This is a genomic window from Sphingopyxis panaciterrae, assembly GCF_011762125.1.
Taxonomy (GTDB): Bacteria; Pseudomonadota; Alphaproteobacteria; order Sphingomonadales; family Sphingomonadaceae; genus Sphingopyxis; species Sphingopyxis panaciterrae.
On sequence record NZ_JAASQN010000007.1, the window covers coordinates 204,123 to 230,437 of the forward strand.

Here is a 26,315-nt window from a genome sequence, read left to right on the forward strand (position 1 = left end):
AAAGGGCGGAGATTAACATGATCCAGGGGCCGACTGCACATAGCAAATTCGACAAGCAATTCAGGATTTCCAGCTCGCTTCTCGCGATCGCGATGCTGGCCGGAATGGCGGCTCCCGCCGCGGCGCAGGACACGCCCGGCGATAGCGTCGCCGGCGAAGACGCCGCAGCCGGCACCGACATCGTCGTGACCGGCTCGCGCATCGGACGCCCCGTGCTCGACCTGCCGACTCCGGTCGGCGTGGTGAGCTCCCAAACCCTCGAAAACAACAATGCGCAATTCGACATCGGGCGCGCGCTGGCCCAGCAACCCGCGATCGGCTTTTCGGGCAGCATGCAGCAGAGCCAGCAGGGCGGCGCGTCGGGTTCGCGCGGCGAAACCAGCGGCGGCCTCGCCGTCGTCGACCTGCGCAGCCTCGGCTCGAACCGCACCCTCGTGCTCGTCAATGGCAAGCGCCGGGTGTCGGGCACCACCGACAGCGCGGCGGTCGACCTCAATTCGATCAATCCCAACCTGATCGAACGCGTCGAGATCATCACCGGCGGCGCATCGGCGATCTATGGTTCGGACGCGGTCTCGGGCGTCGTGAACATCATCCTCAAGGATGATTTCGACGGCGTTCGCCTGTCCTTCAACGGATCGCAGCCGGCGCGCGGGCCCGAAGGCTTCACCTATGGCGGCAGCATCCTCGCGGGGCATAATTTCGCCGGCGGGCGCGGCAACATCACCGTCGCGGCCGACTATACGAAGGTGAAGGAAATCACCCCGCGCCAGGCCGACATGAAAAACAATGTCGCGATGATCAATCCCGCCGATACCGGCCCCAACGACGGCATTCCCGACCTGATCATCATCCCCGGCGGCGAAGCCTATCAATTCTCCGGCTATGGGTCGGTCGGCGTGCGCGGCGATACCGGCGGGCTCGGCGAGTTCATCTTCAACGATGACGGCACCCCGCGCCCCGCGCCGACGCCGCTTTTCACCGACGGCAGCCTGTTCGGCAAATTCGACAATTGCGGCGAAGCCTGCTTCCGCTTCGACGATTCGATTTCGCTGGTGCCGGATATCGAGCGGTACAACCTCAACCTCAGCGCGCATTATGATATCAGCGATCATGTGACGGCCTATGTCAGCGCCGATTACAACAATACGTCGAGCTATGGCCGCGGGCAGCCGGTGCTGCGGTCGGCGATGCCGATCAACATCGCGCAAAATGCGTTCCTCAACGAGGATTTCCGCCAGGATCTTCTGGCGGCCGGCGCGACGACGCTGCTGCTCGACCGCCTGTTCACCGACGTCGGCCAGCGCTTCAGCCAGGTCGATCGCAACAGCCTGTCGTTCGTCGGCGGCCTCAAGGGCGAGTTCGAGACCGGTTTCTCCGATCTTCGCTACGATATCTACGGCACCTACGGCCGCACCAAGGCGAAGTTCACGGGCTACAACCGGATGCTGCTGCCCAACCTCAGCGCGGCACTCGATGCGGTGATCGACCCCGTCACGCAAGAGGTGCGATGCCGCATGGACGTGCCCGCGCTGCAGCCGGCCGGCTATGTGCGGCCCAATATCGTCGGCGGCGGAACCTGCGCTCCTTTCAATCCCTTCGGCTCGACCGCCAGCTCGCAGGAAGCGCGCGACTTCGTCAGCACCACCACGGTATCGAATGCCTTTGTGCGGCAGACCACCGCCGGCTTCTCGCTCTCGGGCGATACAAGCAAATTCCTGACGATGCCCGGCGGCGGGTCGATCGGCATCGCGCTGGGCGCCGAGTATCGCAAGGAAAGCAACGGCCGCACCACCGATCCGCTGATCAAGGCCGGGGTGACCAACCAGGCGGCGTCGCAGGATTATTCGGGCGGCTATCATGTCACCGAATTCTTCGGCGAACTCAGCATTCCGCTCCTCACCGACATGCCCTTTGCCAAGCTGCTGTCGGTCGAAGGCGCCGTGCGCCACGCCAACTACAGCCATGCCGGTCAAGCGACCTCGTGGAAAGCCGGTGCGATCTGGGAACCGACCGACGGTTTCCGCCTTCGCGCGACCCTCAGCCGCGCCATTCGGGCACCGAATATTTTCGAAGCCTTCCGCCCGAGCGAAGGCCAGACAACGAACGTCAACGACCCCTGTTCGCAAAACAACCTCGGTCAAAATCCCAATCGCGCCGCAAATTGCGCAATATTGGGCCGTCCGGCGGGCTTCGTCCCGGTCAGCGGCGGGATTGGCGTGCCCTTCGTCGTGTCGGGTAACCAGAATCTTCGCCCCGAGGTTTCGGACAGCTGGACCGCCGGTTTTGTCCTGACCCCGAATTTCCTGCCGGGGCTCCAGATTTCGGCCGACTGGTTCGATATCAAGATCGAGGATGCGATCAGCTTCCTCAGCCCGCAAGCCATTGCCGAAAATTGCGTCGATCGCGCCGACGGTCCGGATCCGGAACTGTGTGCGCTGATCACCCGCGACATGACGCCGGGAGCGAATTTCTTCAGCATCACCGGCGGCAACAGCACCTATGTCAATACCTCCAAGCTGCAAACGTCGGGCCTCGACACGCAGGTGTTTTACGCGCGTCCGCTCGGCGGCGGCCGCATCTCGGCCAATCTGGCCTTCACTTATCTGCACCGCCTGCGGACCTTTACCTTCCAGGCGCGGCCCGACCTCTACACCGTGCTCGAGGGATTTTACGGCTATCCGAAATATAAGGGCGTCGTGGGTCTCAACTATTCGACCGGCGGTCTGACGGTCGGCTGGCAAGGCCGGTATCAGTCGAGCCAGAGCCTGACCGACATTTCTCCGGGCATCAGCCGCGAATTGCTGTCGCCCGACCGGACAGGGTCGAAATTCTACAATGACGTCTCGGCGTCCTACACGCTGCCGATTCAGGGCAAACAGGAAGCCAAGTTCTCCTTTGGCGTCACCAACCTGTTCAACGTACGCTTGCCGGTAATGGAGTCGGTTCAGGTCATCGATCCGTCGGGGGGCGGTTTCGATCAGTTCGGTCCCGTGATCCGTGCTGGCCTTGAAGTGAACTTCTGATCCCAAACCGGCAGGGGTGGAGCCCGCATCGCTTTCGGGCATGCGGGCTCCCACTCCTCTCTCCGGCTAAAAAGCGGCTGATGCAGGACGTGCGACCATGAGTTCCGAAACATTTCGCCCTGCCCGCCAAAAGGGTTTCCTCGGCTTCGTCGAACGTGTCGGCAATCTGCTGCCCGACCCGACGATCATCTTCATCTATCTGATCGTCGTGCTCATGCTGGTTTCGGCGCTTGGCGCCGCCCTCGGATGGAGCGCCTCGCTGCCCTTTTCGGGCAAGGAAGCGCCGGCGAACGCCGAACTCGCGAACGGCATGCTCACCTATCGCGCGTCCAGCCTGTTCTCCGCCGGCAACATCACGCGCCTGTTCACCGAAATGCCGCGCACCTATTCCAGCTTCACGCCGCTGGGTATCGTCCTGACGATCATGATGGGCGCCGCGGTTGCCGAGCGATCGGGGATGTTCTTCGCGCTGATCCGCGGTTCGCTGCGGGGCACGCCGCGCCGTTACATGACCCCGCTGATCGCGGTGATCGGCATGGTATCGCATCATGCCGCCGACGCCGCCTATGTCGTGCTGATCCCGCTCTCCGCCATATTGTTCGCGTCGGCCGGACGCCATCCGCTTGCCGGTATTGCCGCCGCGCTGGCTGCCGTGTCGGGCGGCTATGCCGGGAACATCATGCCCGGCCAGCTCGATGTCCTGCTGTTCGGCTTTACGCAGGAAGCGGCGCGCATCGTCGACCCCGGCTGGACGATGAACCCGCTTGGCAACTGGTATTTCATCCTCGGCATCGTCGTCTTCTTCACCCCGATCATCTGGTTCGTTACCGACAGGATCGTCGAACCGCGGCTGGGGACATGGAACGAAGAGGTCGACGAGCAGCTGCGCGCCGACCTCGAAAAGGGCGAACTCGGTGCGGACGAGCGCCGCGGGCTTCGCCATGCGGGTCTGGTCGCGCTGCTGGTCGTGGCGGCATTCGCCGCGCTGTGCCTCTGGCCCGGCTATACACCCTTCATCGATCAGCAAGCCGTGGGCCCGATCCGCCTGCAACCGCTCTACGCCTCGATCATCGCGGCGCTGTTCCTTCTGTTCCTGCTCACCGGCACCGTTTTCGGCCGTGCGGTGGGCGTGATCAAAAACTCGTCGGACGTAATCGCGATGATGCGCGAAGGCGTAAAGACTCTCGCGCCCTATGTCGTCTTCGTCTTCTTCGCCGCGCATTTCGTCGCGATGTTCAACTGGTCGGGCATCGGGCCGATCATCGCGATCAGCGGTGCCGAAAAATTGCGGGGCATGGGCCTCCCCGCCCCGCTGCTGCTCGTCTGCGTGCTGCTGCTGTCGTCGTTGCTCGACCTGTTCATCGGGTCGGCGACCGCAAAATGGAGCGTGTTGTCGTCGGTCGTCGTGCCGATGTTCATGCTGCTCGGCATCAGTCCCGAAATGACCACCGCCGCCTATCGCATGGGCGACAGCTACACCAACATCATGACCCCGCTGATGAGCTATTTCCCGCTGGTCCTTGTCTTCTGCCAGCGCTGGGACAAGAGCATGGGGGTCGGATCGCTGCTCGCGCTGATGCTCCCCTATGCGCTCTGCTTCATGGCGATGGGGATCGCGATGACCGTCGCGTGGGTCGGGTTCGACTTGCCGCTGGGACCCGGCGCGCAGGTCTTCTACCAACTGCCGGGTCACATTCGCCCATGAGGAACACCACCATGCCCGTCGATCTCTCGCACCTCGAAGCCGACATGACCGGCTGGCGCCGGCATATCCACCAGCATCCCGAGCTTGGCTTTCACGAGCACGACACCAGCGCCTTCATCATCGGCCTGCTCCGCGAATTCGGGATCGAGGAGATCGCAACCGGGATCGGCGGCACCGGCATCGTCGCGACGATCCGCGCCGGGCAATCGGACCGCGCCATCGGCATCCGCGCCGACATCGACGCGCTGCCGATGACCGAGGCACGTGCATCGAACTATAGCTCGGCCACCCCCGGGGTGATGCACGCCTGCGGCCACGACGGGCACACCGCGATGCTGCTCGGGGCGGCCAAGCATCTCGCCGCAACGCGCAACTTCGACGGCGCCGTCCACCTGATCTTCCAGCCCGCCGAGGAATCGCTCGGTTACAGCGGCGCCGGCGGGCACCCCGAGGGCGGCGCGAGCGCGATGATCCGCGATGCGCTGTTCGAACGTTTCCCGATGCAGGCGATCTTCGGGGTCCACAATCGTCCGGGCCTGCCCGCCGGAAAACTCGCGGGGCGTGTCGGTCCGCTCTATGCCGCCGCCGACCTGTTCAGGATCAGCGTCAAGGGCAAGGGCGGCCACGCCGCGCGCCCGCATCTGGCCATCGACCCGATCCTCGTCGCCTCGCACATCGTCGTCGCGGTGCAGAGCATCGTCGCGCGCAATGTCGATCCGATGGATGCCGCGGTGGTATCGATCTGCAAGATCGAAGCGGGAACCGCCTTCAACATCATCGCCGACGAGGCGCATCTCGCGGGCACGGTCCGCACCCTGTCGCGGCAGAGCCAGGACCGCGTCGAGCAGCGGCTGCGCGACGTCGTCGAAAACGTCGCCCGCTCGTTCGGCGCCGAGGCAGAGCTTCATTACGAGCGCGGTTATCCCGCCCTCCACAATCCCGCCGACGTCTATGCCCGCGTCCGCGAGATCGCGATCGGGCTGATCGGCGCCGACCGCTTCATCGATCTCGAAGCGCCGGCGATGGGGGGCGAGGATTTCGCGCGCTACCTCGACGTCGTGCCGGGCTGTTTCCTGCTGCTCGGCAACGGCGACACCGGCCCCGGGGCGGTGATGCTGCACAACAATCATTATGAATATGACGACAGCATCTCGCCGACCGGCGCGGCGCTGTGGGTTGCCATCACGGAAAATTTCCTCGCCCGATAAAATAACAGGGAGTCGCCTCAATGTGGAATCACCGTTCGTCCTTCTTGCGCGGGGCCAGCTGTCTGGCGTTTCTCTCTGCAACGGTTTCGGGCGCCCATGCCGAGGACGCTTCGGCGGAAAAGGTGACCATCTATCGCGGCGAATATGGCGTCCCGCACGTTGTCGCCGACACCTCCGACGCGGTGATGTTCGGCGCCGGCTATGCGATCGCCAGCGACCGCCTCGCCGCGATGGAACTCGCGCGATATAACACGCAGGGCCGCCGTGCCGAGCTGGTCGGCAAATCGGCGATCGAAAGCGACAAGATGATGCGCGGCCGCCGGCTGTCGGACGCGCAGTTGCTGCAACGCTATCGCGCGCTCGCGCCCGAACATCAGAAGATGATCCAGGCGATGGTCGACGGCATCAACAAGCGCATCGACGAAGTGGGTGCCGATCCCGAACGGCTGACGCCGCTGGAGTTCATCCGCTGGGGCATCCGGCCGACGCGCTGGAGCCTCGCCGAATATCTGGCGCTGATCAGCGCCGCGCCGCTGGGGCGCGACACCTACGAGATTCGCAATCTCGAATTTCTGAAAGCGATGACCGCGCGCTACGGTCAGGACAAGGCGTGGCAGATCTTCAACGATGTCGTGCCGATCTCCGACCCCGATTCCCCGACGACCATTCCCGCCGGTGACGATTTGGCCCCCGCCCGGCCGGTGCCCGTGCCCGTCCTCTCCCCGGCGCAGCTCGCACCGAACCGCGACCTCGTTTCGGCGGCGGCGCAAACGGCGCCGACCGAGCCGGTCAAGGGCGCGAGCCGTTGCCTGGTCATCGGCCCTGAAAAGTCGGCGAGCGGCAAGGTCCTGATGCTGGAGGCCACCGCCGACGGCCCCGAAATCCACCTGAAGGGCGGCGGCTTTGACAACACCGGCTTCGGCTCGACCGGCTGGGGCGTCCCCACGATGGGGCGCGGCGCGCAGCATGGCTGGCTGCTGGTATCGGGCAGCAGCGAGGCCGGCACGACCTTCGCCGAAAAGCTGAACCCGAAGAACCGTTACGAATATTGGTACAAGGGCGCGTGGAAGGCGATGGAGCACCGCACCGAAGCCTTCAAGGTCAAGGACGGAGCGCCCTTCACGCACGAAGTCGCATGGACGATTCACGGCCCGGTGATCGCTTGGGATGTCGAAAACGGCACCGCCTATTCGCAGCAGATGGGCGTGCACGGCCGCGAACTCGATACATGGGTCGCCTTTGCCGAGATGGGCCGCGCGAAAAGCCTCGCCGAATTCAAGGCCAAGGGCGTCGACCGGCTCGGCTGGAATCTCGGCGCCTGCTATGGCGGCGAAGACGGCACGATCGCCTATTTCGAAGCGGGAGCGCTCCCCAAGAAAGCGGCGGGGGTCGATCCGCGGCTGCCGACGCCCGGCACCGGCGAATATGAGTGGACCGGCTTCCTGACCCCGGCGGAAAAGCCGCAGATGATCAACCCTCGCCAAGGTTATTTCATGTCGTGGAACAGCAAGGCGACGGGTTGGTCGCAGGAGGGCGACAATGCGCGGATCGGCGCGACCTTCCGCACCTGGATGGGCGACCGGCTTGCGAAGGCGGGCCAGTCGCTGACTTTGCTCGACATGCGCGAGTATAACGGCAAGATCTTCAACGCGCTGGGCGCGGTCGACCGCAATCAGGCCGCGCCCGATTTCTTCGCGCCCTATTTCCGTGAGGCGATTGCCGCCAGCGACGATCCCGAGGTCAAACGCGCCGGCGAACTGATGCTCGGCTTCAACGGCCTGTATCAGGACCGCGACGCCGACCAGAAATACGACAATCCGGGACTGACGCTCTATCGCAGCTGGCTGCAGGTCGCGCCGGAAACGCTGTTCGGCGACGATATCGGCGACTGGTGGAAAGCGATCGATGCCGACCGCTATCTGACCTATCAATCGAGCCTGCTGCTGCGCGCGTTTCAGGGCGACAAGGCCGGCGCGCCGCTGGGCGTCGATTATTTCAACGGACGCGACCGCACTACGACGATGATCGACACGATCCAGGCAGTGATCGCCGAGGTCAAACCGCGCTTCCCCGGCCAGGACATGGCCGAATGGAAGCAGCCGATTTACTGGAAATATTTCGACGCATCGCTCGAAACCCCCGACCGCCCGCAAATGGCCGAGGATGCTCCCGAGCACCGCCTGTCGGCGGTGCTGCGCCTCGGCCCGACGATGGCACCGCACAATGGCGGTGAAAGCTGGGTCGGGCTGATGGAGATCGGACGCGACCGGCGCGCACTCTATTCGGTCGTTGACGCGGGCGGGCAGAATCTGTTCATCGACCCCAAGGGCAAGGGCAATCCGCATCTTGCCGACCAGACGATGATGCACGAGACCAACGAGCTCAAGAAAACCCCGCTCACCGACGCTGAAATCCGCGCCACCGCAGCGTCGACCGAAACCCTCGAATATCGGCCAACGCGCAGATAGAGAGTGGAATGGCGGAGGGCTTTATCGCCCTCCGCTCCCGATCATTCCGGCCCCGATCCTTCCGGCTTCGCCAGCGCCTGCTCGAGTCCGGGCACCAGCGACGCCCCCGTCCTGACCTCGATGCCCGAATTAACAAGGTCGCGACCATAGGGCTCCGCGCGCCCGCCAAGGCACTGCGCCAGAAAATGCTCGGCCACCGCGGCGAAGGAAATATTGGTCGCATCCTTCGCATAGACGTGCCCCTCATCGGGATAAAAAGCATAGGTCACCGGCTTGCCCCGCACCTTCAGCGCATCGACGATTTCTTCCGACTGGCTGGGAAATATCCGGGGATCATTTGCTCCATTGGTGACGAGCAACGGCCTGGAAATCGCATCGACCCGCGCGATCGGGGAGCGCCGCATCAAGTCCGCAGCGCCCTCTTTCGTTGCCGGATCACCCACCCGGTTGACGAATTGCGGGCGTTGCCACGTCCACCAGACGGGCATGTCCGAGACTTGGCGTACCAGATTACCGGGGCCGGCAAGATCGACCCCGCACTGGAACCTGTCGGGTGTGAAACTGAGCGAAACAAGCGTCGAATAGCCGCCGTAGGACAGCCCCATCGCCGCCACGCTATCTCTCGATGCCACCCCCTTACCGATTGCCCAGTCGACGGCATCGATCAGGTCGTTGTGCATCGTTCCCGACCATTGTTTGTCGCCGGCCGCCATGAAAGCGCTGCCGAACCCGCCCGATCCGCGAAAATTGACCGAAAGGACCGCGTAACCCCGGTCGGCAAGCCACGCATGCTGGCTGTCGAACGAAAGTTCGTCGCGCAGCCACGGCCCGCCGTGGATCAGCAGGACCAGCGGAACCGGAGTGACGGGCATGCCATCGGCGCGCAGCTTTGCACCGGTCGGCAAGGTCAGATAGCTTGGCAAGGTCAGGCCGTCGCGCGATGCGATGGCCACCGGAATACGCTTGGCAAGCGCAGCACGGTCCAGTTCGGGGCGCGTCGAAAACAGCGCAGTGGTGGTCCGGCTCTTCCGGTTCCACCACCAATATCGGTCGGGACGCCCCGGCTCGGTTTCAAGGAGCAGCCATCGTTCATTGTCGGGCGTCTGCCCGGCGATCCTGAAGGGGCCTTTCAACGCGGTTTCGATAGCCGCAAATTCGGTCTGCACTTCGGGTGCACGCACCGTCCATTCGCTGACCAGCGGATCCTCGCGCGTCGCAAGCAAAGCCCCGGTCTTTTCATCAAAAATTGCCTCGACGATATCGGCGCGCTTCGCGTCCGCCATCGGTGTCCGCACACCCGACACGATATCGAGCGAAACAAGGCCCGCCTTGTCGGATTGCCGGCTGTCGAACATCAACAGCTGCCCCTTGCCATCGAGCCCCAGCAAGCGCGAGTTGCGCAGCGCGGCGAGCGGAATGGTCATCAACTCGTTACGGCCGCCGGGGTCGAAACGGAAATAGGTCGACGATCCGTCGCTATTGCCGCGAACTCCCAGCCGGATGTTGAAATCGGGGTCGGCCACAATATCGATATAATCATCCGCATTCCGGTAAACTTCGGTGCGTTCGCCGGTGTCGAGATTGATCCGGTAGATATCGCGGTAGCGACGATCGCGGATATTGAGGCCAACCAGAACCTCGCCGGGACGGCGCGCGGAGGTCTTGACGATCTTGGTCTGGACCTCCGGATCCGCCGTGGCATTCACGACGGTGCCCTTTGCCAGATTCGCGATCCAGAGCTGGCTATGCTCTTCGCCGCCGACATCTTTCATGATCAGGATGAAACGTCCGTCGGGGCTCCACTGGAAGCTGTCGGGCGGACGTTTATCGAACCGCGTCAGCGGCACACCCGCCGCCGGATCATCGATAGGGGCGACCCATATATTGAGAACATCGTTCAGCGGGTGAAGATAGGCGAGTTGCCGTCCGTCCGGGCTGATCTGCACGTCCGAATAGGTCGGCGCTTTGAAAAGGGCGCTGCGCGGGACAAGCGCCTCCGCGCGCGCGGATGGCGGCAAGGTGGCCGGCGAGGTGGCCGATGCGGCGCTCGACCAGCCGGAAAACAGGCAAGCGCCAAGCAGCACCGCCGTGGCGAAGGTGGACCGCCCGCGTCGTGCCAAACGGGGACCGGCGGGCCTGGTCGTCGAAGCGGCGCTTTTGATCATGTCAATCTGAACCTTCCCCCTGTGGATGGCCGGACCTTGGCAACCGGACCGGGCATGCGCCAATGCCAAAATCGGATCATTTCATACGCCAGCCTCTGTGTTGCAGTCAGACGTTGCGATTGGGTCCGCAAAGGTTACGACGGTCACCCAAAGCTCAAAATGGACGCGAACGATGGAAATGGCGTGGCTTGAAGACTTCGGCGCCCTGATTCGCGCGGGGAATTTCTCGCGTGCGGCATCGGCGCGCTGCGTCACGCAACCGGCTTTCAGTCGCCGCATTCGGGCGCTCGAAGAATGGCTCGGCGTCGAGCTTGTCGATCGTAGCACCCATCAAATGGCGCTGACCCCGGCAGGCAAGCGCTTCGCCATGATCGCCGAGACGGTATTGCGCGATATCGAGCATGGACGGCGGGAGGTTCAGGAGATTGCAGGAACTTCCGCCTCGACAGTCAAGATTCTGGTGACCCACGCGTTGGCGCTGAACTTCTTCCCGCAATGGCTCGCGAAACTCCAAGCGATGACGGACACGGAAATCCCGATTCAGCTGACCGCCGACAATATGGGCGCGTCCGAGCAGATCATGCTGAACGGCAAAGCGCATTTCTGCCTGTGCTATTTCTATCCCGGTGCCGCGTCCGTTCTCGACGGCGCGGGCTTCCAGTCCCTCTCCCTCGGCGCCGACGCGCTGGTGCCGGTCAGTGCGCCTCGTGAAAAAGAGCAGGCTCCGCTCCACCCCCTTACGGATGACGCAGGCCGCGTCGGCGGCGCGGTCCATCTGCTCGCCTATGGAGCCGAATCCGGCATGGGCCGCATCGTGTCAGCGATGTTCGAGAAGAATGCGATACCGGTCAGCTTCACGCCAGTGTTCACCTCGCACACGCTGGTCCTTGCCCGTATGGCAAAAGACGGCAAAGGGCTGGCTTGGCTCCCCCTCAGCATCATCGCGGACGACCTGGCGACCGGCTCGCTGGTGCGGGCGGGCGACGCGCGCTGGGATATTCCCGTCGACGTCCGGCTGTATCGGCCCCGCGCCCGGCAATCCCAGTCGGCCGAAGCGTTCTGGAAGCTGGCCGCAGCCTAGGGTCGTGACCCTAGGGCCGCTATCATGCGTACGAGGCGGCATGAAACCATCCGCAACAGGCATTGGCGCACGCAACCGGGTCTTTGTAATCGCTACGACCACGACGCGGCGGACCTCAAATAGGTTTCCGCCAACCTTGGACTAGCACTGCGGAATTTGGACTTGAGACTATGAAACAGATCGCTCCCGTCGAAGCGGTGGTCTTCGACCTCCTTACGGCTCTTCTCGACTCCTGGTCGCTCTGGAACGGCGCGGCAGGGTCGGCGGCAGATGGGCTGCGCTGGCGCCGCGCGTATCTCGAACTGACCTATGGGTGCGGTGCCTACCGGCCCTATGAAGATCTGGTTCGCGAGGCAGCCGCCCAAGCCGGCGTTGCGGCATCTGCCGCCGCCGCATTGACCACCCGCTGGAACACGCTCCAGCCATGGCCGGAGGCACAGCGGGTGCTGGGCAATCTGGCGGATGCCGGCGTGCGGCTCGGCGTCGTCACCAACTGTTCGACCCATCTGGGTCGGCAGGCTGCAGACCGGGTCGGCGCTCCCTTTTCTGTCGTCGTGACGTCCGAAGATACAGGCTATTACAAACCGCGGCCCGAGCCGTACCGCGCCGCCCTCGACCGGCTCGGCACCGATCCCGCGCGGACGCTTTTCGTCGCGGGATCGCCCGCCGACATTCCCGGTGCAGCGGGGGTCGGCATGCCCGTTTTCTGGCACAATCGCGCGGGGATGCCTTTCGTCGCCGACACCGCGCGGCCGCTTCTGATCGCGGACACGCTCGATCCCCTCGGGGAACTGGTGCGATGAATCCGGCCGACCTGTTCGACGGACTATATACACCGGCGTTGATTCTCGACGCCGACCGTCTGGAACGCAATGCCGCTCGCATGCGTGCCCGCTGCGACGACCTGGGCGTCGCACTTCGCCCGCATCTCAAGACCGCCAAGTCGGTCGACGTCGCCCGCATCGCCGCGGATGGCGGGCAAGGGCCGATCACCGTCTCGACTCTGGCCGAAGCCGAATATTTCGCTGCGGCAGGCTGGCGCGACATCCTCTATTCAACCGCCATCGCCCCTGCAAAGCTGGCCCGCGCCGACCGGATTCAGCGCGAACATGGCGCGCGGCTGCTGTTGATTGTCGATGACAGAGAGGTTGCCGCGGCTATCGGGAGAGAGGCGTCATCGCTCGGAGCGCGCTTTGGCGTCCTCATCGAGATCGACTGCGGCGAGCATCGCAGCGGAGTCGAACCCGCCTCGGCGGAGCTTGTCGCCATCGCCGAAGCGCTTGGCGCCCACGCGCCGCACGTCGAATTGGCGGGCGTGATGGCCCATGCCGGACATTCCTATGCGTTCGATGACCTCGCATCGATCAGGGCACTTGCCGAAGTTGAAAGACTGGCCACGGTTTCGTCCGCCGAATTGCTGCGCGAACGCGGCTGCCCCTGCCCGATCGTCAGCGTCGGCTCCACCCCCACCGCGCTCCTTGCCGGGCATCTGGAGGGCGTTACCGAAGTGCGCGCGGGCATCTACCTGTTCTGGGATCTGTCGCAATTGTCGCGCGGTATATGCGCCGAGGATGATCTTGCTGTCTCGGTACTCGCCACGGTGATCGGTCATCAGCGACGCGGGCCAAGCCTCATTCTCGATGCCGGCGCTCTCGCCCTGTCCAAGGACATCGGCGCCAACCGCTTCATGCCCGCGGGCTATGGTCTGGTCTGCGATGCTGCGACGTTGAAGCCGCTCGGCGCGCTGGCGGTGACGACCGTGCATCAGGAACATGGCAATGTCCCGGTTCCCGATGAAAGCTGGTTCGCGCGGCTGCCGATCGGCAGCCGCGTTCGCATTCTGCCCAATCATGCCTGCCTGACCTGCGCAGCCTACCCCTCATATGACGTACTGCGCGGCGGCACGCTGACCACGCAATGGCCACGTGTCAGCGGGTGGTGAGAAAATTCGGAGATCGAAATGGCCATCAGGAAAACGACGGAAATTCGCTGCGCGGCGGCACCTCCTCCGGGAGGGCATTACGCCCAGGCTGTTCTGCACCGCGACACCCTCTATATTTCAGGTCAACTCGGGGTAACGAACGAGACCCCGAATGCCGATAAGGTCTGCATTACGGACCAGGTGAACTTCGCACTGGGAAATATCGCAGCCATTGCCCGGGTGGCGGGTGCGCGGGTCGACGATATCGTCCGGTGCACGGTTTACGTGACCGACATTACACATTGGGATGAAGCGAACCGGGCCTATGCGGCGTTCTTTGGCACGCATCGCCCAGCGCGTTCCATCGTACCCTGCGGCGCGCTCCATTTTGGCGCCCTGATCGAAATCGAGGCGGTCGTGGCAATCGGCAACTGATGCCAAGCCCGGACCCGTTGCCGGTTTCGTTTCTGCTCTGCTGCCTCCACCGAAAAATTTGGCGCAAAATTCGCGCCCCCCGGGCGCATCCTATCCTCTTTTCCCCGTCGAATGTCGCAAACGATATTGCATCGCGCGCAATTTATGACACTTATGTATGAAATAGATTCGCGGCGGCTCCGTCGGCGAAAAAAGGCGCGCCCGACGGCGAGGGAGACGAAGATGACGGTCACGATCCTTGAAAACGCCCGCCTGTTCGACGGCAAGGATGCCGATTGCCCGGCGGGCATGTCGGTCGCGATCGAGCGGGGCAGGATCAAGGAGGTGTCCGACCGTTCGATCGCGCTGACGGAGGCGCGCCGGATCGATGTCGGCGGCCGCACGCTGATGCCGGGACTGATCGACCTGCACATCCATGCCTATATCTCCGACGTGAATGTCCAGCGCGTCGATGCGATGGGCGCCGCGCACCGCACCGCGCACGCCGTGCGCATGCTCGGCCACGCGCTCGACTGCGGCTTCACAACGGTGCGCGACATCGGCGGCGGCGACTGGTCGCTGTGGCGCGCGATCGAGGAGGGGCTGATCCGCGGCCCGCGCTTTCTTTATGCCGGGCGCATCGTGTCGATGACCGGCGGCCACGGCGACATGCGCCCGATGAGCCACGATGGCCACAGCGAAGGCCATGGCCTCTGCCAATGCGGCCAGGTCAACAGCCTGACCGTCATCGCCGACGGTGTCGACGCCTGCATCGCGGCGGTCCGCGAGGAATATCGGCGCGGGGCGCATACGATCAAGATCATGGGATCGGGCGGCGTCGCCTCGCCCACCGACCCGATCTGGATGAACCAGTATCGCGAGGACGAGGTCCGCGCGATCGTGAACGAATGTATCGAGCGGCGCAGCTACGCCTCGGCGCATTGCCATCCGGCCAGCGCGATCCGCCGCTGTGTCGAATTCGGCGTCCGCTGCATCGAACATGGCACGCTGATCGACGATGAAACCGCCGCCTTTGTCGCCGAACGCGGCGCCTTCATCGTGCCGACGATGGCGATCATCTTCGCGCTGCGCGAACTCGGGCCGTCGATGGGCTTCCCGCCCGAAAGCCAGGCAAAGCTCGACGAGGTCTTCGACGAAGCGCTCTCGGGCATGGACCGGATGCGGCAGGCGGGCGTCAAGATCGGCTTCGGCACCGACCTGCTCGGCGACACCTATACGCGCCAGTGCACCGAATTCACGATCCGCAGCGAAGTCTTCACCCCGATCGAAATCCTGCGCCAGGCGACCTCGATCGGCGCCGAGGTCTTGCAGATGGAAGGCGAACTCGGCTGCGTCGCGCCGGGCGCTCACGCCGACCTGATCGTCGTCGACGGCGACCCCCTGGCCGACATCGGCCTGCTGGCCCGCAACGGCGAAGCGCTGCCCCTGATCATGCGCGCGGGTGAGATCGTCAAGAACCGGCTCGACTAGGGCAGATTGCTGGAACGCGGACGCAAGGACTGCGCCCAAATAAATAGGGCGGCCTCGTTATGAGTGCCGCCCCAGTTGGGAGCCCGTCGGGGAGAGGGAGAGGACGGGCCGGAGAATTGCGGTGTTTGGCTTATGGCGTGGCTTAGCGTGCCGCGACCTGGCTTTCGCCTTCGGTTTCGGCGACGCCGGCGATCTTCAGCGCGGCGCGGAACTGCTTGGCGGCGGCGCGTTCATTGCCCGCTTCGCACAGCTTCTTGCCGGTCGCGACAAAGCGCTTCGCGCTGGACTTCTGGCCGGCGCTCGCGCCTTCGGCAGCGGTCGAGGCCTGGTCGGCGAGACCGGCGCAGCGATAATCGCTGCCATTTTGCGCATAAGCCGGCGAGGTCGAGGCGACGAGGCCGCCGAACGCGAGCGCCGATGCGGCGACGATGGCAAGAGCGGAGGGGAAGCGGCGGAAAGAGGAGAGCTGATAGGCCATGGGAGAGGTTCCTTTCGTTTCTTTGTGCAACCTTTTTAGGTGCGCTTGCGCAAATAGATAATCCTCTATAATCTGCAAGTGCCTTGAAGCAGGATTTAACAATCCCCCATGGGGCGCTCGACGGGATCGAAGCTTTCCTGCGCGTCGCGGAAAGGCGGAGCTTTTCCGCCGCCGCTGCCGACCTCGGCGTCTCGCCATCGGCGATCAGCCAGACGATCAAGGGGCTCGAAGCGCGCGTCGGCGCGCCGCTGTTCATGCGCACGACCCGCAGCGTCGGCCTCACCCAGGCGGGTGAAATGTTCCTCGAGCGGGCGGCGCCCGCTTACTCAGGCCTTGCCGACGCCTATGAAGCGGCGCGCAATCTTGGCAACCGTCCCGCCGGCCGGCTGCGCATCAACCTGATGCGCGGTGCGGTTCAGCCCCTGTTCGAGCCGATCATCGCGGGCTTCTGCGAGACCTATCCCGAGATCGAACTGGAAATCTATGCCGAGGACGCGCTCGCCGACCTCAGCGCCGGCGGCTTCGACGCCGGGGTGCGCATGGGCGAATCGCTCGACGCCGACGTCATTGCCGTCCGCCTGACCGGGCCGTTTCGTTTCGTCGCGGTCGCCACCCCCGGCTATCTCGACAAGCATGGCCGTCCGGCAAGTCCTGAAGAACTGCGTAACCATCGCTGCGTCCGCATGCGCATGGGAAGCGGCGCGCTGATGCCGTGGACTTTCGAAAAGGGGAACCGCGAGATCGAGGTCGGCGTGACCGGCCCGGTGATCGTCAACGACTTCACTGCGATGATGGTCGCTGTCCGCGCCGGGGTCGCGATGGGCATGACCGCGGAGCCGGTGGTCAAGGCGATGATCGCTTCGGGCGAACTCGAACTGGTGCTGGGCGACCATGCCTGCTCGACATCGGGCCTGTTCCTCTATTATCCCAGCCGCAAGCAGGTGATGCCCAAGCTGCGCGCCTTTATCGATTATGTGCGCGATTACCTGCCCGATGACGTGACCGGATAGCGCGCCCTGCCGACTTCGCTTGGCCCCGGAAACAAATCCCTTTGCCGCCAGCAGAAAAATTGCGCTGGCGAATCCTCCGAAAAGGCGGCAGCGAGTTGTCAACTAACCGGGTTGGGATGACATCATGATAGACTTTGCGGCCATCGACTTTTCCGCGCTGCTTCCGTTCATCCTCATCGGCTTTGCCGCCCAGCTCGTCGACGGCGCGCTCGGCATGGCGTTCGGCGTCATTTGCAACACCCTGCTCGTCGCGGTGCTCGGCGTGCCGCCGGCCGTCGCGTCGGCGCGTATCCATGTTGTCGAGGTATTCACGACCGGCGTGTCGGGGATCAGCCATCTCCTCCACCGCAATATCGAATGGACGCTGTTCTGGCGGCTGCTCATTCCCGGGGTCATCGGCGGCGTGCTCGGCGCCTATGTGCTGACGTCGTTCCATGCCGATATCGTGAAACCCTTCGTCCTCACCTATCTGGCGGCGATCGGCGTCTGGCTGCTCGTCCGCGGTCTGCTTTATCCGCCCAAGATCCAGAAACCGACGGTCATCGCGCCGCTCGGCCTCGTCGGCGGTTTCCTCGACGCCGCGGGCGGCGGCGGCTGGGGGCCGGTCGTCACGTCGAACCTGCTCGTCCAGGGCGCCGAGCCGCGCAAGGTCGTCGGCACCGTCAACAGCGTCGAATTCTTCCTGACGCTCGCCGTCTCGGCGACCTTTATCTGGAACCTCGGCATCGCCGATGTCGCCGGCGCGACGCTCGGCCTGCTGATCGGCGGCGTGCTTGCCGCTCCGCTCGGCGCCTTCATGGCGAAGCGCTTCTCGGTCAAGCTGATGCTGACGTTGGTCGGCTTCGTGCTGACCGCGACGAGCGCCTTCGGACTCTACCGCGCGCTGATGTGAGACTGACGCGCTTGTGCGGGACGTCGGCTAGCGGCCGAGAGTTGCCGTCCCGTCCATCGTCAGCCCGGACTTGATCCGGGGTCCCGCTTGACCTCGAAAACCGCCGGCGCCCTCAAAAAAAAGCGGGATCCCGGGTCAAGCCCGGGATGACGAAAATGGGTGGTGCCTATGGCCCCTCCCCACCCCAAAGCCGCCCCTTGCCCTTAATTCGCCGGCTTGGTCTCGTCGATCTTGTCGACCCATTCGGGATAGAAGCTCGGCTCGCGCGCCGACCAGCCGGGTGCGGTCGCGGCGGCTTCGCTGATCGACTGGAGCAAAATCTTGCGCTTGTCGGGATGCAGGTGCGGCAGCGACGCCGCGGCGCAAAAGGCGCCGGGCAGCCACGGCCGCGCATGCGCGCCGAGCAACCGTTCGTAGAGGAAACGATAGGGCGCGAAAGCCGGAAGCCGGTCCTGCCCCAGGTCGAACGCCGACACCGCGATCAGCGGCGCCATGAAATGTTCGAGCGCGTCGAGGCCGCTATCGTCGGGAATATGCGCCCGGACATCGATCAGCCGCTGATAGACGCGCGCCTGGACGCGGATCGCGGTTTCCTCGACCATGTCGCGCGACCAGCGTGCGATCGCATCGTCGCGCTCGAGCCCGATATCGAGCGAACGGCGGATATAGCGCTGGGTGGAGGCGGGAAAACCCGCAAATTCCTTGATCTCGGAAAGGGACAGGTCGCCTGCGGCCGGTCCAGAACGCGTCGCCATGGTCATGCTCCCGCACGGCGCCCGGGGAGCCATCCCCCCGGAGGCCTGCATCTGCCAGTCTGCCACCAAAATGGTTAGTGGCAGGTTAACCATGATGTCGGACAATGTTCAGCTGAACCGTGGGGCGTTGCGCGATGCGGCGGCGGCGCTTAATCATCGTGTCTTGAAACTGTAAGACACATGAGAGCCACCATGTCGCCAGCACCGCAGCCGGTCATTTCCGCAACCGGCCTCTTCACCCCCGCCGAACGCATCTCCAACGAAGAACTTGTTGCCAGTTTTAACCAGTATGTTGCGCTGCACAATAGGGAAAATGCGGCGGCGATCGCGGCGGGAGACGTCGCCGAACTCGCTGAATCGAGCGTCGAATTCATCGAGAAGGCGAGCGGCATCGGATCGCGCTTCGTCGTCGACAAGGCGGGCATCCTCGATCCCGCACATATGGCGCCGCGCATCGCCGAACGGAGCAACGACGACCTGTCGATCCTCGCCGAAATCGGCGTGGCCGCGGCAAAGGATGCGCTTGCCCGTGCCGGCCGCGATGCCGCCGATGTCGATGCCGTGCTGTGCGCCGCGTCGAACATGCAGCGCCCCTATCCCGCGATGGCGGTCGAGATTCAGGACGCACTCGGCATCGACGGCTTCGGCTTCGACATGAACGTCGCCTGCTCGTCGGCGACCTTCGGCATCCAGACCGCCGCCGATTATATCCGCGCGGGGCATGCGAAGAGCGTGCTCGTCGTCAACCCCGAAATCTGCTCGGGGCATCTGAACTGGCGCGACCGCGACAGCCATTTCATCTTTGGCGACGTCGCCACCGCGATCCTCGTCGAGGACAAGGATATCGCGCCGGCGGGGCATTGGGATATCCTCGGCACCAAGCTCAAGACGGTTTTTTCGAACAATATCCGCAACAATTTCGGCTTTCTCAACCGCGGCCACGGCGGCATCGACCAGTCGGGACCGAAGAGCGACAAGCTGTTCGTCCAGGAAGGCCGCAAGGTGTTCAAGGAAGTCGTGCCGATGGTCGCGGCCATGATCGTCGAGCAGATGGAGCGGCTGGGGCTCGAAGGCGGCGACATGCGCCGCCTGTGGCTCCATCAGGCGAACACCAACATGAACCGGCTGATCGCGCAGCGCGTGCTGGGCCATGAGGCGAGCGAGGACGAGAGCCCGACGGTGCTCGACACCTATGGCAATACGTCGAGCGCCGGGTCGATCATCGCCTTTCACCTCAATCATGACGATATGGCGGCGGGCGATACCGGACTGATCTGTTCGTTCGGGGCGGGCTACAGCGCGGGGACGGTGTTCGTGCGCAAAACATAAAACCACATTGTGTACCCCCGCGAAGGCGGGGGTCCATCTCCGGTGGGCGCCATTTTGAGCCGGCGGGAGATGGGTCCCCGCCTTCGCGGGGACACACGGCCAAAAAAGGCCGATGCGTTACGGCACGAAGGTCGTGAACAGGTAGATCGCGAACAGCATCAGGTGGATCACCCCCTGCAGCACCGTGGTGCGGCCGTTCGCCAGCGTCTGCACCGACACGATCAGCGACAGGAACAGCAGCACGGTCGACTTGGCGTCGAGGCCGAGGCTGATCGGCAGGTCGGTCATGATCGACAGGATCGCGACCGCCGGGATGGTGAGCCCGATCGTCGCCAGCGCCGAGCCGAGCGCGAGGTTGAGGCTGGTCTGCAGGCGGTCGGCCTTGGCCGCGCGGACCGCGGCAAGCCCTTCGGGCGCGAGGATGAGCGCCGCGATCAGCACGCCGAGCACCGCGGGCGGTGCGCCCCAATCAGCGAGGAGTGCACCCATCACCGGCGACAAATTCTTTGCGAGCAGGACGACCGCGAACAGGCTGGCAAGCAGCAGCACGCTCGAAATCGCGGTGCGCTGGACGCTCGGCGGCGCGGCGTGCGCGTCGGGCACACCGTCGCCGTCGGCATCGCCGTCGGGAAGGAAATAGTCGCGGTGCCGCACCGTCTGCACCAGCGCGAAGGTCGCGTAGAGGATCAGCGACACCGCCGCGACGAAGCCGAGCTGCGTCGCCGAATAAAAGGGCCCGGGTACGCTCGAGGTGAAATTGGGGAGCACCAAAGTCACCACCGTCAGCACCGTCAGCGTCGCCAGCGCCGCGCCGATCCCGGTGCGCTGGAACCTTTGCTCGTGATGGCGGATGCTGCCCGCGAGCAGGCACAGGCCCATCAACAGATTCAGGATCACCATCACCGCCGCGAACACCGTGTCGCGCGCCAGCGTCTGCGCCTTTTCGGGTTCGGCCTGCATCAGCGTCAGGATCAGCCCGACCTCGATCACCGTCACCGCGAGCGCGAGGATCAGCGTCCCGAACGGTTCGCCGACGCGGTGCGCGATGACCTCGGCATGGTGAACCGCCGCGACGACCGCGCCCATCAGAATGAATGCGACCATCCATGCGTTGAGCGGCATCGCAAGGCTCGCCATCGCGGCAACGAAGCCGAGGATCGGGAAAAGATCATTGGTGCGGTCGGCGAGGCGGAGTTTCGATGTCATGGGGCTTCTATTGCAGCCCCCTTCCGGCATGACCACCCCCGCGCGGGATTTAATGTGCGCGTACGGGCAATCCGGCGGCGGCAAGTCGCGCATGCGCCTCGGCGATCGTCGCTTCGCCGAAGTGGAAGATGCTCGCCGCGAGCACCGCACTGGCATGGCCTTCGACGATCCCCGCGACGAGATGGTCGAGGTTGCCGACCCCGCCCGATGCAATCACCGGCACGCGAACCGCATCGGCGATCGCGCGGACGAGCGCGAGGTCGTAACCGTCCTTGGTGCCATCGCGGTCCATGCTGGTGACGAGCAATTCGCCCGCGCCGAGTTCGGCGAGGCGGACGGCATGCGCGATCGCATCGATGCTGGTCGGCTTGCGCCCGCCGTGCGTGAAAATTTCCCAGCGGCCGTCTTCGACGCGGCGCGCATCGATGCTGCCGACGGCGCACTGGCTGCCGAAACGGTCGGCGATATCGGCGACGAGTTCGGGCCGCGCGACCGCGGCGCTGTTCACCGCGACCTTGTCGGCGCCCGCGAGGAGCAGCGCGCGGGCATCGTCGGCGCTGCGCACGCCGCCGCCGACGGTCAGCGGCATGAAGCAGACCTCGGCAGTGCGGCTCACCATGTCGAGCAGGGTGCCGCGTCCCTGGTGGCTCGCGCTGATATCGAGGAAGCAGAGTTCGTCGGCCCCCGCCGCATCATAGGCGCGCGCGGCCTCGACCGGATCGCCGGCATCGCGCAGATCGACGAAATTGACGCCCTTGACGACGCGTCCGTCGGCGACGTCGAGGCAGGGAATGACGCGAACGCGGACGGTCATGAAGCCCCCGCCGCAATCGCTTCGGCCAGGTCGAGCCGTCCGTCGTAGAGCGCGCGGCCGGTGATGACGCCCTCGATACCGCTCGCGACATGCGGACGCAGCGCGTGAATGTCGCCGATATCCGCGACACCCCCGCTCGCGATCACCGGAATGGCGACCGCCTGTGCCAACGCTACCGTCGCCTCGACATTGCAGCCCTTGAGCAGCCCGTCGCGGCCGACGTCGGTGAACAGCAGCGCCGCGACGCCTGCATCCTCGAAACGGCGGGCGAGATCGCGGGCGTGGACGTCGGACACATCGGCCCAGCCCTCGGTCGCGACCATGCCGTCACGCGCATCGACGCCGACGACGATCCGGCCGGGCAGATCGCGCGCGGCGGACTTCACAAATTCAGGGTCCTTGAGCGCCGCGGTGCCGATGATCACCCGCTCGACGCCGAGCGCCAGCCAGCGATCGACGCCGGCGCGATCGCGGATGCCGCCGCCGACCTGCACCTTGCCCGGAAAGGCGGCGATGATGCTTTCGACTGCGGCGCCGTTGACGCTCGCACCCGCAAAGGCGCCGTCGAGATCGACGACGTGCAGATGCGATGCCCCGGCCGCCGCAAACAGCCGCGCCTGCGCCGCCGGATCGTCGCCATAGACGGTCGCGCGCGCCATATCGCCCTCGGCGAGCCGCACCACCTGCCCGCCCTTGAGGTCGATCGCGGGGAAGATGGTGAGGTCGGAAACTAGGGCCGCCATGCAAGGAATCTCTCTAATGTCGCGAGGCCATAGGCCTGGCTTTTTTCGGGGTGATATTGGACGCCGACGATATTGTCCCTGGCGACCGCGGCGGTGAAGGTCTCGCCATGGCTGCTCGTCGCCGCGACATCGACGGCGCCCGCAAAATGATAGCCGTGGAGATAATAGGCCTCACCCGCCGCGATCACCGGATGTGCGAAAGCGGGAACGACGTCGTTCCACCCCATGTGCGGGATGCGCAAGCCCGGCCGCGGATCGAACGCGCGCACTGTGCCGCCGATCCAGCCGAGCCCGGCGTGCCGCCCATGCTCCTCGCCCGCGTCGGCGAGCAATTGCATGCCGACACAAATGCCGAGGAACGGGGCGCCTTCACCGCGCACGCGCTGCTCCATCGCATCGATCAGGCCGCCGATGGCGGACAGCCCGTTCATGCAGGCCGCAAAAGCACCGACCCCGGGCAAGACGATCCGGTCGGCCTTGGCGACGACATCGGGATCGGCGGTGACGGCGACATTCGCCGCGCCCGCCGCGACGAGCGCATTATGCACCGAGCGAAGATTGCCCGCGCCATAGTCGATCAGGGCAATGACGCTCATACGCCGGTCCTTAAAGGACCCCCTTGGTCGAGGGGATGGCGTCGCCCTTGCGCGGGTCGATTTCGACCGCCTGGCGCAGCGCGCGGGCCAGCGCCTTATACATGCTTTCGGCGATATGATGGTTGTTCTCGCCGTACAGCATTTCGATGTGCAGCGTGATCCCGGCGGTCTGCGCGAAGCTCGCGAACCAGTGCGGGAACATTTCGGTATCCATCTCGCCGAGCCGCGGCTGCGAGAAGCTCGACTTGTAGACGCAGTGCGGGCGCCCCGAAATGTCGAGCACGCAGCGCGTCAGCGTTTCGTCCATCGGCGAGTGCGCCTCGCCGTAGCGCGCGATACCGCGCTTGTCGCCGAGCGCCTTGGCGATCGCTTCGCCCAGCGCGAGCGCGCTATCCTCAACGGTGTGATGCTGGTCGATGTGCAGGTCGCCCTTCACCGTCATCGAGATGTCGATCAGCGAGTGGCGCGACAATTGCTCGACCATATGGTCGAGGAAACCGATACCGGTGGATACCGAATAATCGCCCGTTCCGTCGAGATTGACGGAAATCGCGATGTCGGTTTCCTTGGTCGTGCGCTGGACTGTGGCGGTACGCATGAGACGCCCCATAGCAGCGACTTTTCGCCATGCAAGGTGACTCTCCCCCCTTGACCGGCGCGCACGGCCCGTTCATCCCCCTTCGCCATGAGTGACGACGTCCGCGACAGCCTGATTCCCTATGACGAAATCGTGCAGGATGCCCTGCGCGCCGTGGTCGGCCGTGTGCTGAGCCAGATCGAGGGGTATGACAGCCTGCCCGGCGAGCATCATTTCTATATCACCTTCAAGACGCAGGCACCCGGCGTCGATATTCCGGCGCATCTGGTCGCCAAATTCCCCGACGAGATGACGATCGTCCTCCAGAATCGTTTCTGGGATCTCAGCGTCGGCGAGGATCATTTCAGTGTCGGCCTGTCGTTCAACCAGACGCCGTCGATCCTGACCATCCCCTACGCATCGATCACCGCCTTCGTCGATCCGTCGGTCGATTTCGGGCTGCAGTTCCAGGTCAGCGACGACGAGGTGGCCGAGCCCGAGCCGCATGACGAAGCCGACAACGACCGCCCCGACGTTTCGAGCGAGGACGGGTCGAACGTCGTGACCGTGGACTTCGGCAAGAAGCGCTAGCGCCGTGGGAGCCGACTGGCGCTCCAGCCGATTCTGGCAATATTGGGCCCTCGCGGGCATGCTGGTCCTGACCGCCGCCTTCTGGTGGGGGGTCGAAGGCTATGCGATGTTCGAAGGCCCTTATCCGCGCGGGCCGGTCGCCGACGGATTGCTGCGCTTCAGCCTGATCGTCCTGACGCCGGCGCTCGTTCTCATCTGGCTCGCTGCGGCCTGGCTGCGGCGCCGGGTGGGCGACAGCGGATATTGGCAACTGCTCGGCATCGTCGCGATGATCTGGACCGGCGCGGTTTTGATAACAAGGATGCTGGTGGCATGAGCACGCGAATGGAAAGCGACAGTATCGGCGAGATCGCGGTTGCCGCCGACGCCTATTGGGGCGCGCAGACCGAGCGCAGCCGGCATAATTTCGCCTTCCCGCCGCACGAACGCATGCCGCTGCCGATCGTCCATGCGCTGGCGCGAATCAAGGGCGCCGCGGCACGCGTCAATCGCGCGCATGGACTCGATGCCGGACTCGCCGACGCCATCGCCGCCGCCGCCGATGCGGTGGTCGCGGGACGCCATGACGACCAGTTTCCGCTCGCCATCTGGCAGACGGGCAGCGGCACCCAGTCGAACATGAACGCGAACGAAGTGATCGCCGGCATCGCCAACGAGGCGCTGGCGGGGACACGCGGCGGCAAGTCGCCGGTGCATCCCAACGACCATGTCAACATGGGCCAGTCGTCGAACGACAGCTTTCCGACCGCGCTGCATGTGGCGGTGGCGGTCGAAACGACGGCGCGGTTGCTGCCTGCGCTGACGGCACTGACCGACGCGCTGGCGTCGAAAGCAGCCGAGTGGGTCGATATCGTCAAGATCGGCCGCACCCATTTGCAGGATGCGACGCCGCTGACGCTCGGCCAGGAATTTTCGGGCTATGTCGCGCAACTGACCGCCTGCGCCGCACGGATCGAAGGCGCGCTGGCGCACGATATCTGCAAGCTGGCGCAGGGCGGCACCGCCGTCGGCACCGGGCTCAACGCACCGGCGGGCTTCGACCAGGCGATCGCCGAAGACCTGTCGCGCAGCACCGGCATCGCCTTCGCGCCCGCACCGAACAAATTCGAAGCGCTGGCATCGAACGACGGGCTGGTCTTCTTCTCGGGGGCGCTCAATACGCTCGCCGTCGCGCTGACCAAGATCGCGAACGACATCCGCCTGCTCGGCTCCGGCCCGCGCGCCGGGCTCGGCGAGCTCGACCTGCCCGCGAACGAGCCGGGGAGTTCGATCATGCCGGGCAAGGTCAATCCGACCCAGTGCGAGATGCTGACGATGGTTGCCGCGCAAGTGATCGGCAACCATCAGGCGGTGACCGTCGGGGGCCTTCAGGGCCATCTCGAACTCAATGTCTTCAAGCCGCTGATCGGGTCGAACGTGCTGCGCTCGATCGATTTGCTGAGCATCGGCATGGCCGGCTTTACCGAGCATTGCGTCGCGGGAATCGAGCCCAATCGCGCCCGTATCGACGAATTGATGAACCGTTCGCTGATGCTCGTCACCGCGCTCGCGCCCGAAATCGGTTATGACAAGGCGGCGAAGATCGCGAAACATGCGCATGAAACCGGCAGCACGCTGAAGCAGGCCGCGCTTGACCTTGGCTATGTCGACGCCGAAACATTCGACCGGGTGGTCGATCCGCGGACGATGTTGGGGCCGGAACGTTAGGGCCAGGGACAAAATCGAATGTCCGTTATCGGCCGATAGCTACCGTTCTTCTCCCCTCCCTTTTAGGGAGGGGCCGGGGGTGGGTAGCCGCCGAAGGCGGCGCTCTGCCTCTGGCTCGCTACGCTCGCGGGCCCCCCC

The 26,315-nt window shown here is 64.7% G+C and carries 24 protein-coding genes; 16 read left to right on the forward strand and 8 right to left on the reverse strand.

Annotation, left to right across the window (positions count from 1 at the left end; genetic code table 11):
- Nucleotides 1–17: 17 nt before the first annotated feature.
- The 4 genes from FHR22_RS20425 (at nucleotide 18) to FHR22_RS20440 (ending at nucleotide 8,407) form a co-directional block, all read left to right on the forward strand.
- Entirely contained in the window at nucleotides 18–3,026 is a 3,009-nt protein-coding gene (locus FHR22_RS20425) for a TonB-dependent receptor plug domain-containing protein (protein ID WP_166945710.1), read from the forward strand.
- 97 nt (nucleotides 3,027–3,123) lie between these two features.
- Nucleotides 3,124–4,731, forward strand: coding sequence for an AbgT family transporter (locus FHR22_RS20430; RefSeq protein WP_166945712.1), 1,608 nt, complete (start codon nucleotides 3,124–3,126; stop codon nucleotides 4,729–4,731).
- An 11-nt stretch (nucleotides 4,732–4,742) separates the two neighbouring features.
- Nucleotides 4,743–5,939, forward strand: coding sequence for a M20 aminoacylase family protein (locus tag FHR22_RS20435; RefSeq protein WP_166945715.1), 1,197 nt, complete (start codon nucleotides 4,743–4,745; stop codon nucleotides 5,937–5,939).
- A 20-nt stretch (nucleotides 5,940–5,959) separates the two neighbouring features.
- The gene (locus FHR22_RS20440; RefSeq protein WP_166945717.1) at nucleotides 5,960–8,407 is read left to right on the forward strand and encodes a penicillin acylase family protein; all 2,448 of its coding nucleotides are present in this window, start codon (nucleotides 5,960–5,962) and stop codon (nucleotides 8,405–8,407) included.
- Nucleotides 8,408–8,448: 41 nt separating this feature from the next.
- Here FHR22_RS20440 and FHR22_RS22715 read toward each other — a convergent pair whose 3' ends face one another.
- Nucleotides 8,449–10,353: an alpha/beta fold hydrolase gene (locus FHR22_RS22715; RefSeq protein ID WP_166945719.1), complete on the reverse strand. Its 1,905-nt coding sequence runs from the start codon at nucleotides 10,351–10,353 to the stop codon at nucleotides 8,449–8,451.
- Between the two features lie 19 nt (nucleotides 10,354–10,372).
- Here FHR22_RS22715 and FHR22_RS20450 point away from each other — a divergent pair, with 19 nt between their 5' ends.
- The 6 genes from FHR22_RS20450 (at nucleotide 10,373) to FHR22_RS20475 (ending at nucleotide 15,479) form a co-directional block, all read left to right on the forward strand.
- On the forward strand, nucleotides 10,373–10,582 hold the full coding sequence (locus tag FHR22_RS20450) for a hypothetical protein (protein ID WP_166945721.1): 210 nt from the start codon (nucleotides 10,373–10,375) through the stop codon (nucleotides 10,580–10,582).
- A 162-nt stretch (nucleotides 10,583–10,744) separates the two neighbouring features.
- Nucleotides 10,745–11,653 (forward strand): LysR family transcriptional regulator, encoded by a 909-nt coding sequence (locus FHR22_RS20455; RefSeq protein ID WP_166945723.1) that lies wholly within the window; start codon nucleotides 10,745–10,747, stop codon nucleotides 11,651–11,653.
- A 170-nt stretch (nucleotides 11,654–11,823) separates the two neighbouring features.
- Entirely contained in the window at nucleotides 11,824–12,456 is a 633-nt protein-coding gene (locus FHR22_RS20460; RefSeq protein WP_166945725.1) for an HAD family hydrolase, read from the forward strand.
- The gene (locus FHR22_RS20465; RefSeq protein ID WP_166945727.1) at nucleotides 12,453–13,595 is read left to right on the forward strand and encodes an alanine racemase; all 1,143 of its coding nucleotides are present in this window, start codon (nucleotides 12,453–12,455) and stop codon (nucleotides 13,593–13,595) included. Before FHR22_RS20460 ends, FHR22_RS20465 begins: the two co-directional genes overlap by 4 nt.
- A gap of 18 nt (nucleotides 13,596–13,613) precedes the next feature.
- Nucleotides 13,614–14,009, forward strand: a complete 396-nt coding sequence (locus tag FHR22_RS20470) for a RidA family protein (protein WP_166945729.1) — start codon at nucleotides 13,614–13,616, stop codon at nucleotides 14,007–14,009.
- A gap of 222 nt (nucleotides 14,010–14,231) precedes the next feature.
- Complete coding sequence (locus FHR22_RS20475; RefSeq protein ID WP_166945731.1) at nucleotides 14,232–15,479, forward strand: metal-dependent hydrolase family protein; 1,248 nt, start codon at nucleotides 14,232–14,234, stop codon at nucleotides 15,477–15,479.
- Between the two features lie 142 nt (nucleotides 15,480–15,621).
- Here the strand turns inward: FHR22_RS20475 and FHR22_RS20480 are convergent, their stop codons facing one another.
- Nucleotides 15,622–15,957 carry a hypothetical protein gene (locus tag FHR22_RS20480; protein WP_166945734.1) on the reverse strand — a complete coding sequence of 112 codons (336 nt, stop codon included), beginning with the start codon at nucleotides 15,955–15,957 and terminating at the stop codon, nucleotides 15,622–15,624.
- Between the two features lie 83 nt (nucleotides 15,958–16,040).
- Between FHR22_RS20480 and FHR22_RS20485 the strand changes: the two genes are divergently transcribed.
- Nucleotides 16,041–16,967 carry a LysR family transcriptional regulator gene (locus FHR22_RS20485; protein WP_166945736.1) on the forward strand — a complete coding sequence of 309 codons (927 nt, stop codon included), beginning with the start codon at nucleotides 16,041–16,043 and terminating at the stop codon, nucleotides 16,965–16,967.
- A gap of 124 nt (nucleotides 16,968–17,091) precedes the next feature.
- Nucleotides 17,092–17,859, forward strand: coding sequence for a sulfite exporter TauE/SafE family protein (locus FHR22_RS20490; protein ID WP_166945738.1), 768 nt, complete (start codon nucleotides 17,092–17,094; stop codon nucleotides 17,857–17,859).
- 203 nt (nucleotides 17,860–18,062) lie between these two features.
- On the opposite strand, the gene FHR22_RS20495 is transcribed toward FHR22_RS20490, so the two are convergent.
- Entirely contained in the window at nucleotides 18,063–18,614 is a 552-nt protein-coding gene (locus tag FHR22_RS20495; RefSeq protein ID WP_166945740.1) for a hypothetical protein, read from the reverse strand.
- 192 nt (nucleotides 18,615–18,806) lie between these two features.
- On the opposite strand from FHR22_RS20495, the gene FHR22_RS20500 reads away from it, so the two are divergent.
- A complete protein-coding gene (locus FHR22_RS20500) occupies nucleotides 18,807–19,943 on the forward strand; it encodes a beta-ketoacyl-ACP synthase III (RefSeq protein WP_166945742.1) in 1,137 nt (378 codons plus the stop codon).
- Between the two features lie 117 nt (nucleotides 19,944–20,060).
- Here the strand turns inward: FHR22_RS20500 and FHR22_RS20505 are convergent, their stop codons facing one another.
- From FHR22_RS20505 to hisB, 5 genes are read right to left on the reverse strand one after another with little or no spacing between them, the layout of a single operon-like run.
- Complete coding sequence (locus FHR22_RS20505) at nucleotides 20,061–21,149, reverse strand: calcium:cation antiporter (RefSeq protein WP_166945744.1); 1,089 nt, start codon at nucleotides 21,147–21,149, stop codon at nucleotides 20,061–20,063.
- A gap of 49 nt (nucleotides 21,150–21,198) precedes the next feature.
- Nucleotides 21,199–21,963 carry an imidazole glycerol phosphate synthase subunit HisF gene (gene hisF / locus FHR22_RS20510; protein WP_166945746.1) on the reverse strand — a complete coding sequence of 255 codons (765 nt, stop codon included), beginning with the start codon at nucleotides 21,961–21,963 and terminating at the stop codon, nucleotides 21,199–21,201.
- Nucleotides 21,960–22,706: a 1-(5-phosphoribosyl)-5-[(5-phosphoribosylamino)methylideneamino]imidazole-4-carboxamide isomerase gene (gene hisA, locus FHR22_RS20515; protein WP_166945748.1), complete on the reverse strand. Its 747-nt coding sequence runs from the start codon at nucleotides 22,704–22,706 to the stop codon at nucleotides 21,960–21,962. The genes hisF and hisA overlap by 4 nt, the downstream gene beginning before the upstream one ends.
- Nucleotides 22,694–23,302, reverse strand: coding sequence for an imidazole glycerol phosphate synthase subunit HisH (gene hisH, locus FHR22_RS20520; protein ID WP_166945750.1), 609 nt, complete (start codon nucleotides 23,300–23,302; stop codon nucleotides 22,694–22,696). The genes hisA and hisH overlap by 13 nt, the downstream gene beginning before the upstream one ends.
- A 10-nt stretch (nucleotides 23,303–23,312) precedes the next feature.
- On the reverse strand, nucleotides 23,313–23,900 hold the full coding sequence (gene hisB, locus FHR22_RS20525; protein ID WP_166945752.1) for an imidazoleglycerol-phosphate dehydratase HisB: 588 nt from the start codon (nucleotides 23,898–23,900) through the stop codon (nucleotides 23,313–23,315).
- A gap of 87 nt (nucleotides 23,901–23,987) precedes the next feature.
- On the opposite strand from hisB, the gene FHR22_RS20530 reads away from it, so the two are divergent.
- From FHR22_RS20530 to fumC, 3 genes are read left to right on the forward strand one after another with little or no spacing between them, the layout of a single operon-like run.
- Nucleotides 23,988–24,470 carry an SspB family protein gene (locus tag FHR22_RS20530; RefSeq protein WP_166945754.1) on the forward strand — a complete coding sequence of 161 codons (483 nt, stop codon included), beginning with the start codon at nucleotides 23,988–23,990 and terminating at the stop codon, nucleotides 24,468–24,470.
- Nucleotides 24,471–24,528: 58 nt separating this feature from the next.
- A complete protein-coding gene (locus tag FHR22_RS20535; RefSeq protein WP_166945796.1) occupies nucleotides 24,529–24,786 on the forward strand; it encodes a hypothetical protein in 258 nt (85 codons plus the stop codon).
- Complete coding sequence (gene fumC, locus FHR22_RS20540) at nucleotides 24,783–26,177, forward strand: class II fumarate hydratase (protein WP_166945756.1); 1,395 nt, start codon at nucleotides 24,783–24,785, stop codon at nucleotides 26,175–26,177. The genes FHR22_RS20535 and fumC overlap by 4 nt, the downstream gene beginning before the upstream one ends.
- Nucleotides 26,178–26,315 lie beyond the last annotated feature (138 nt).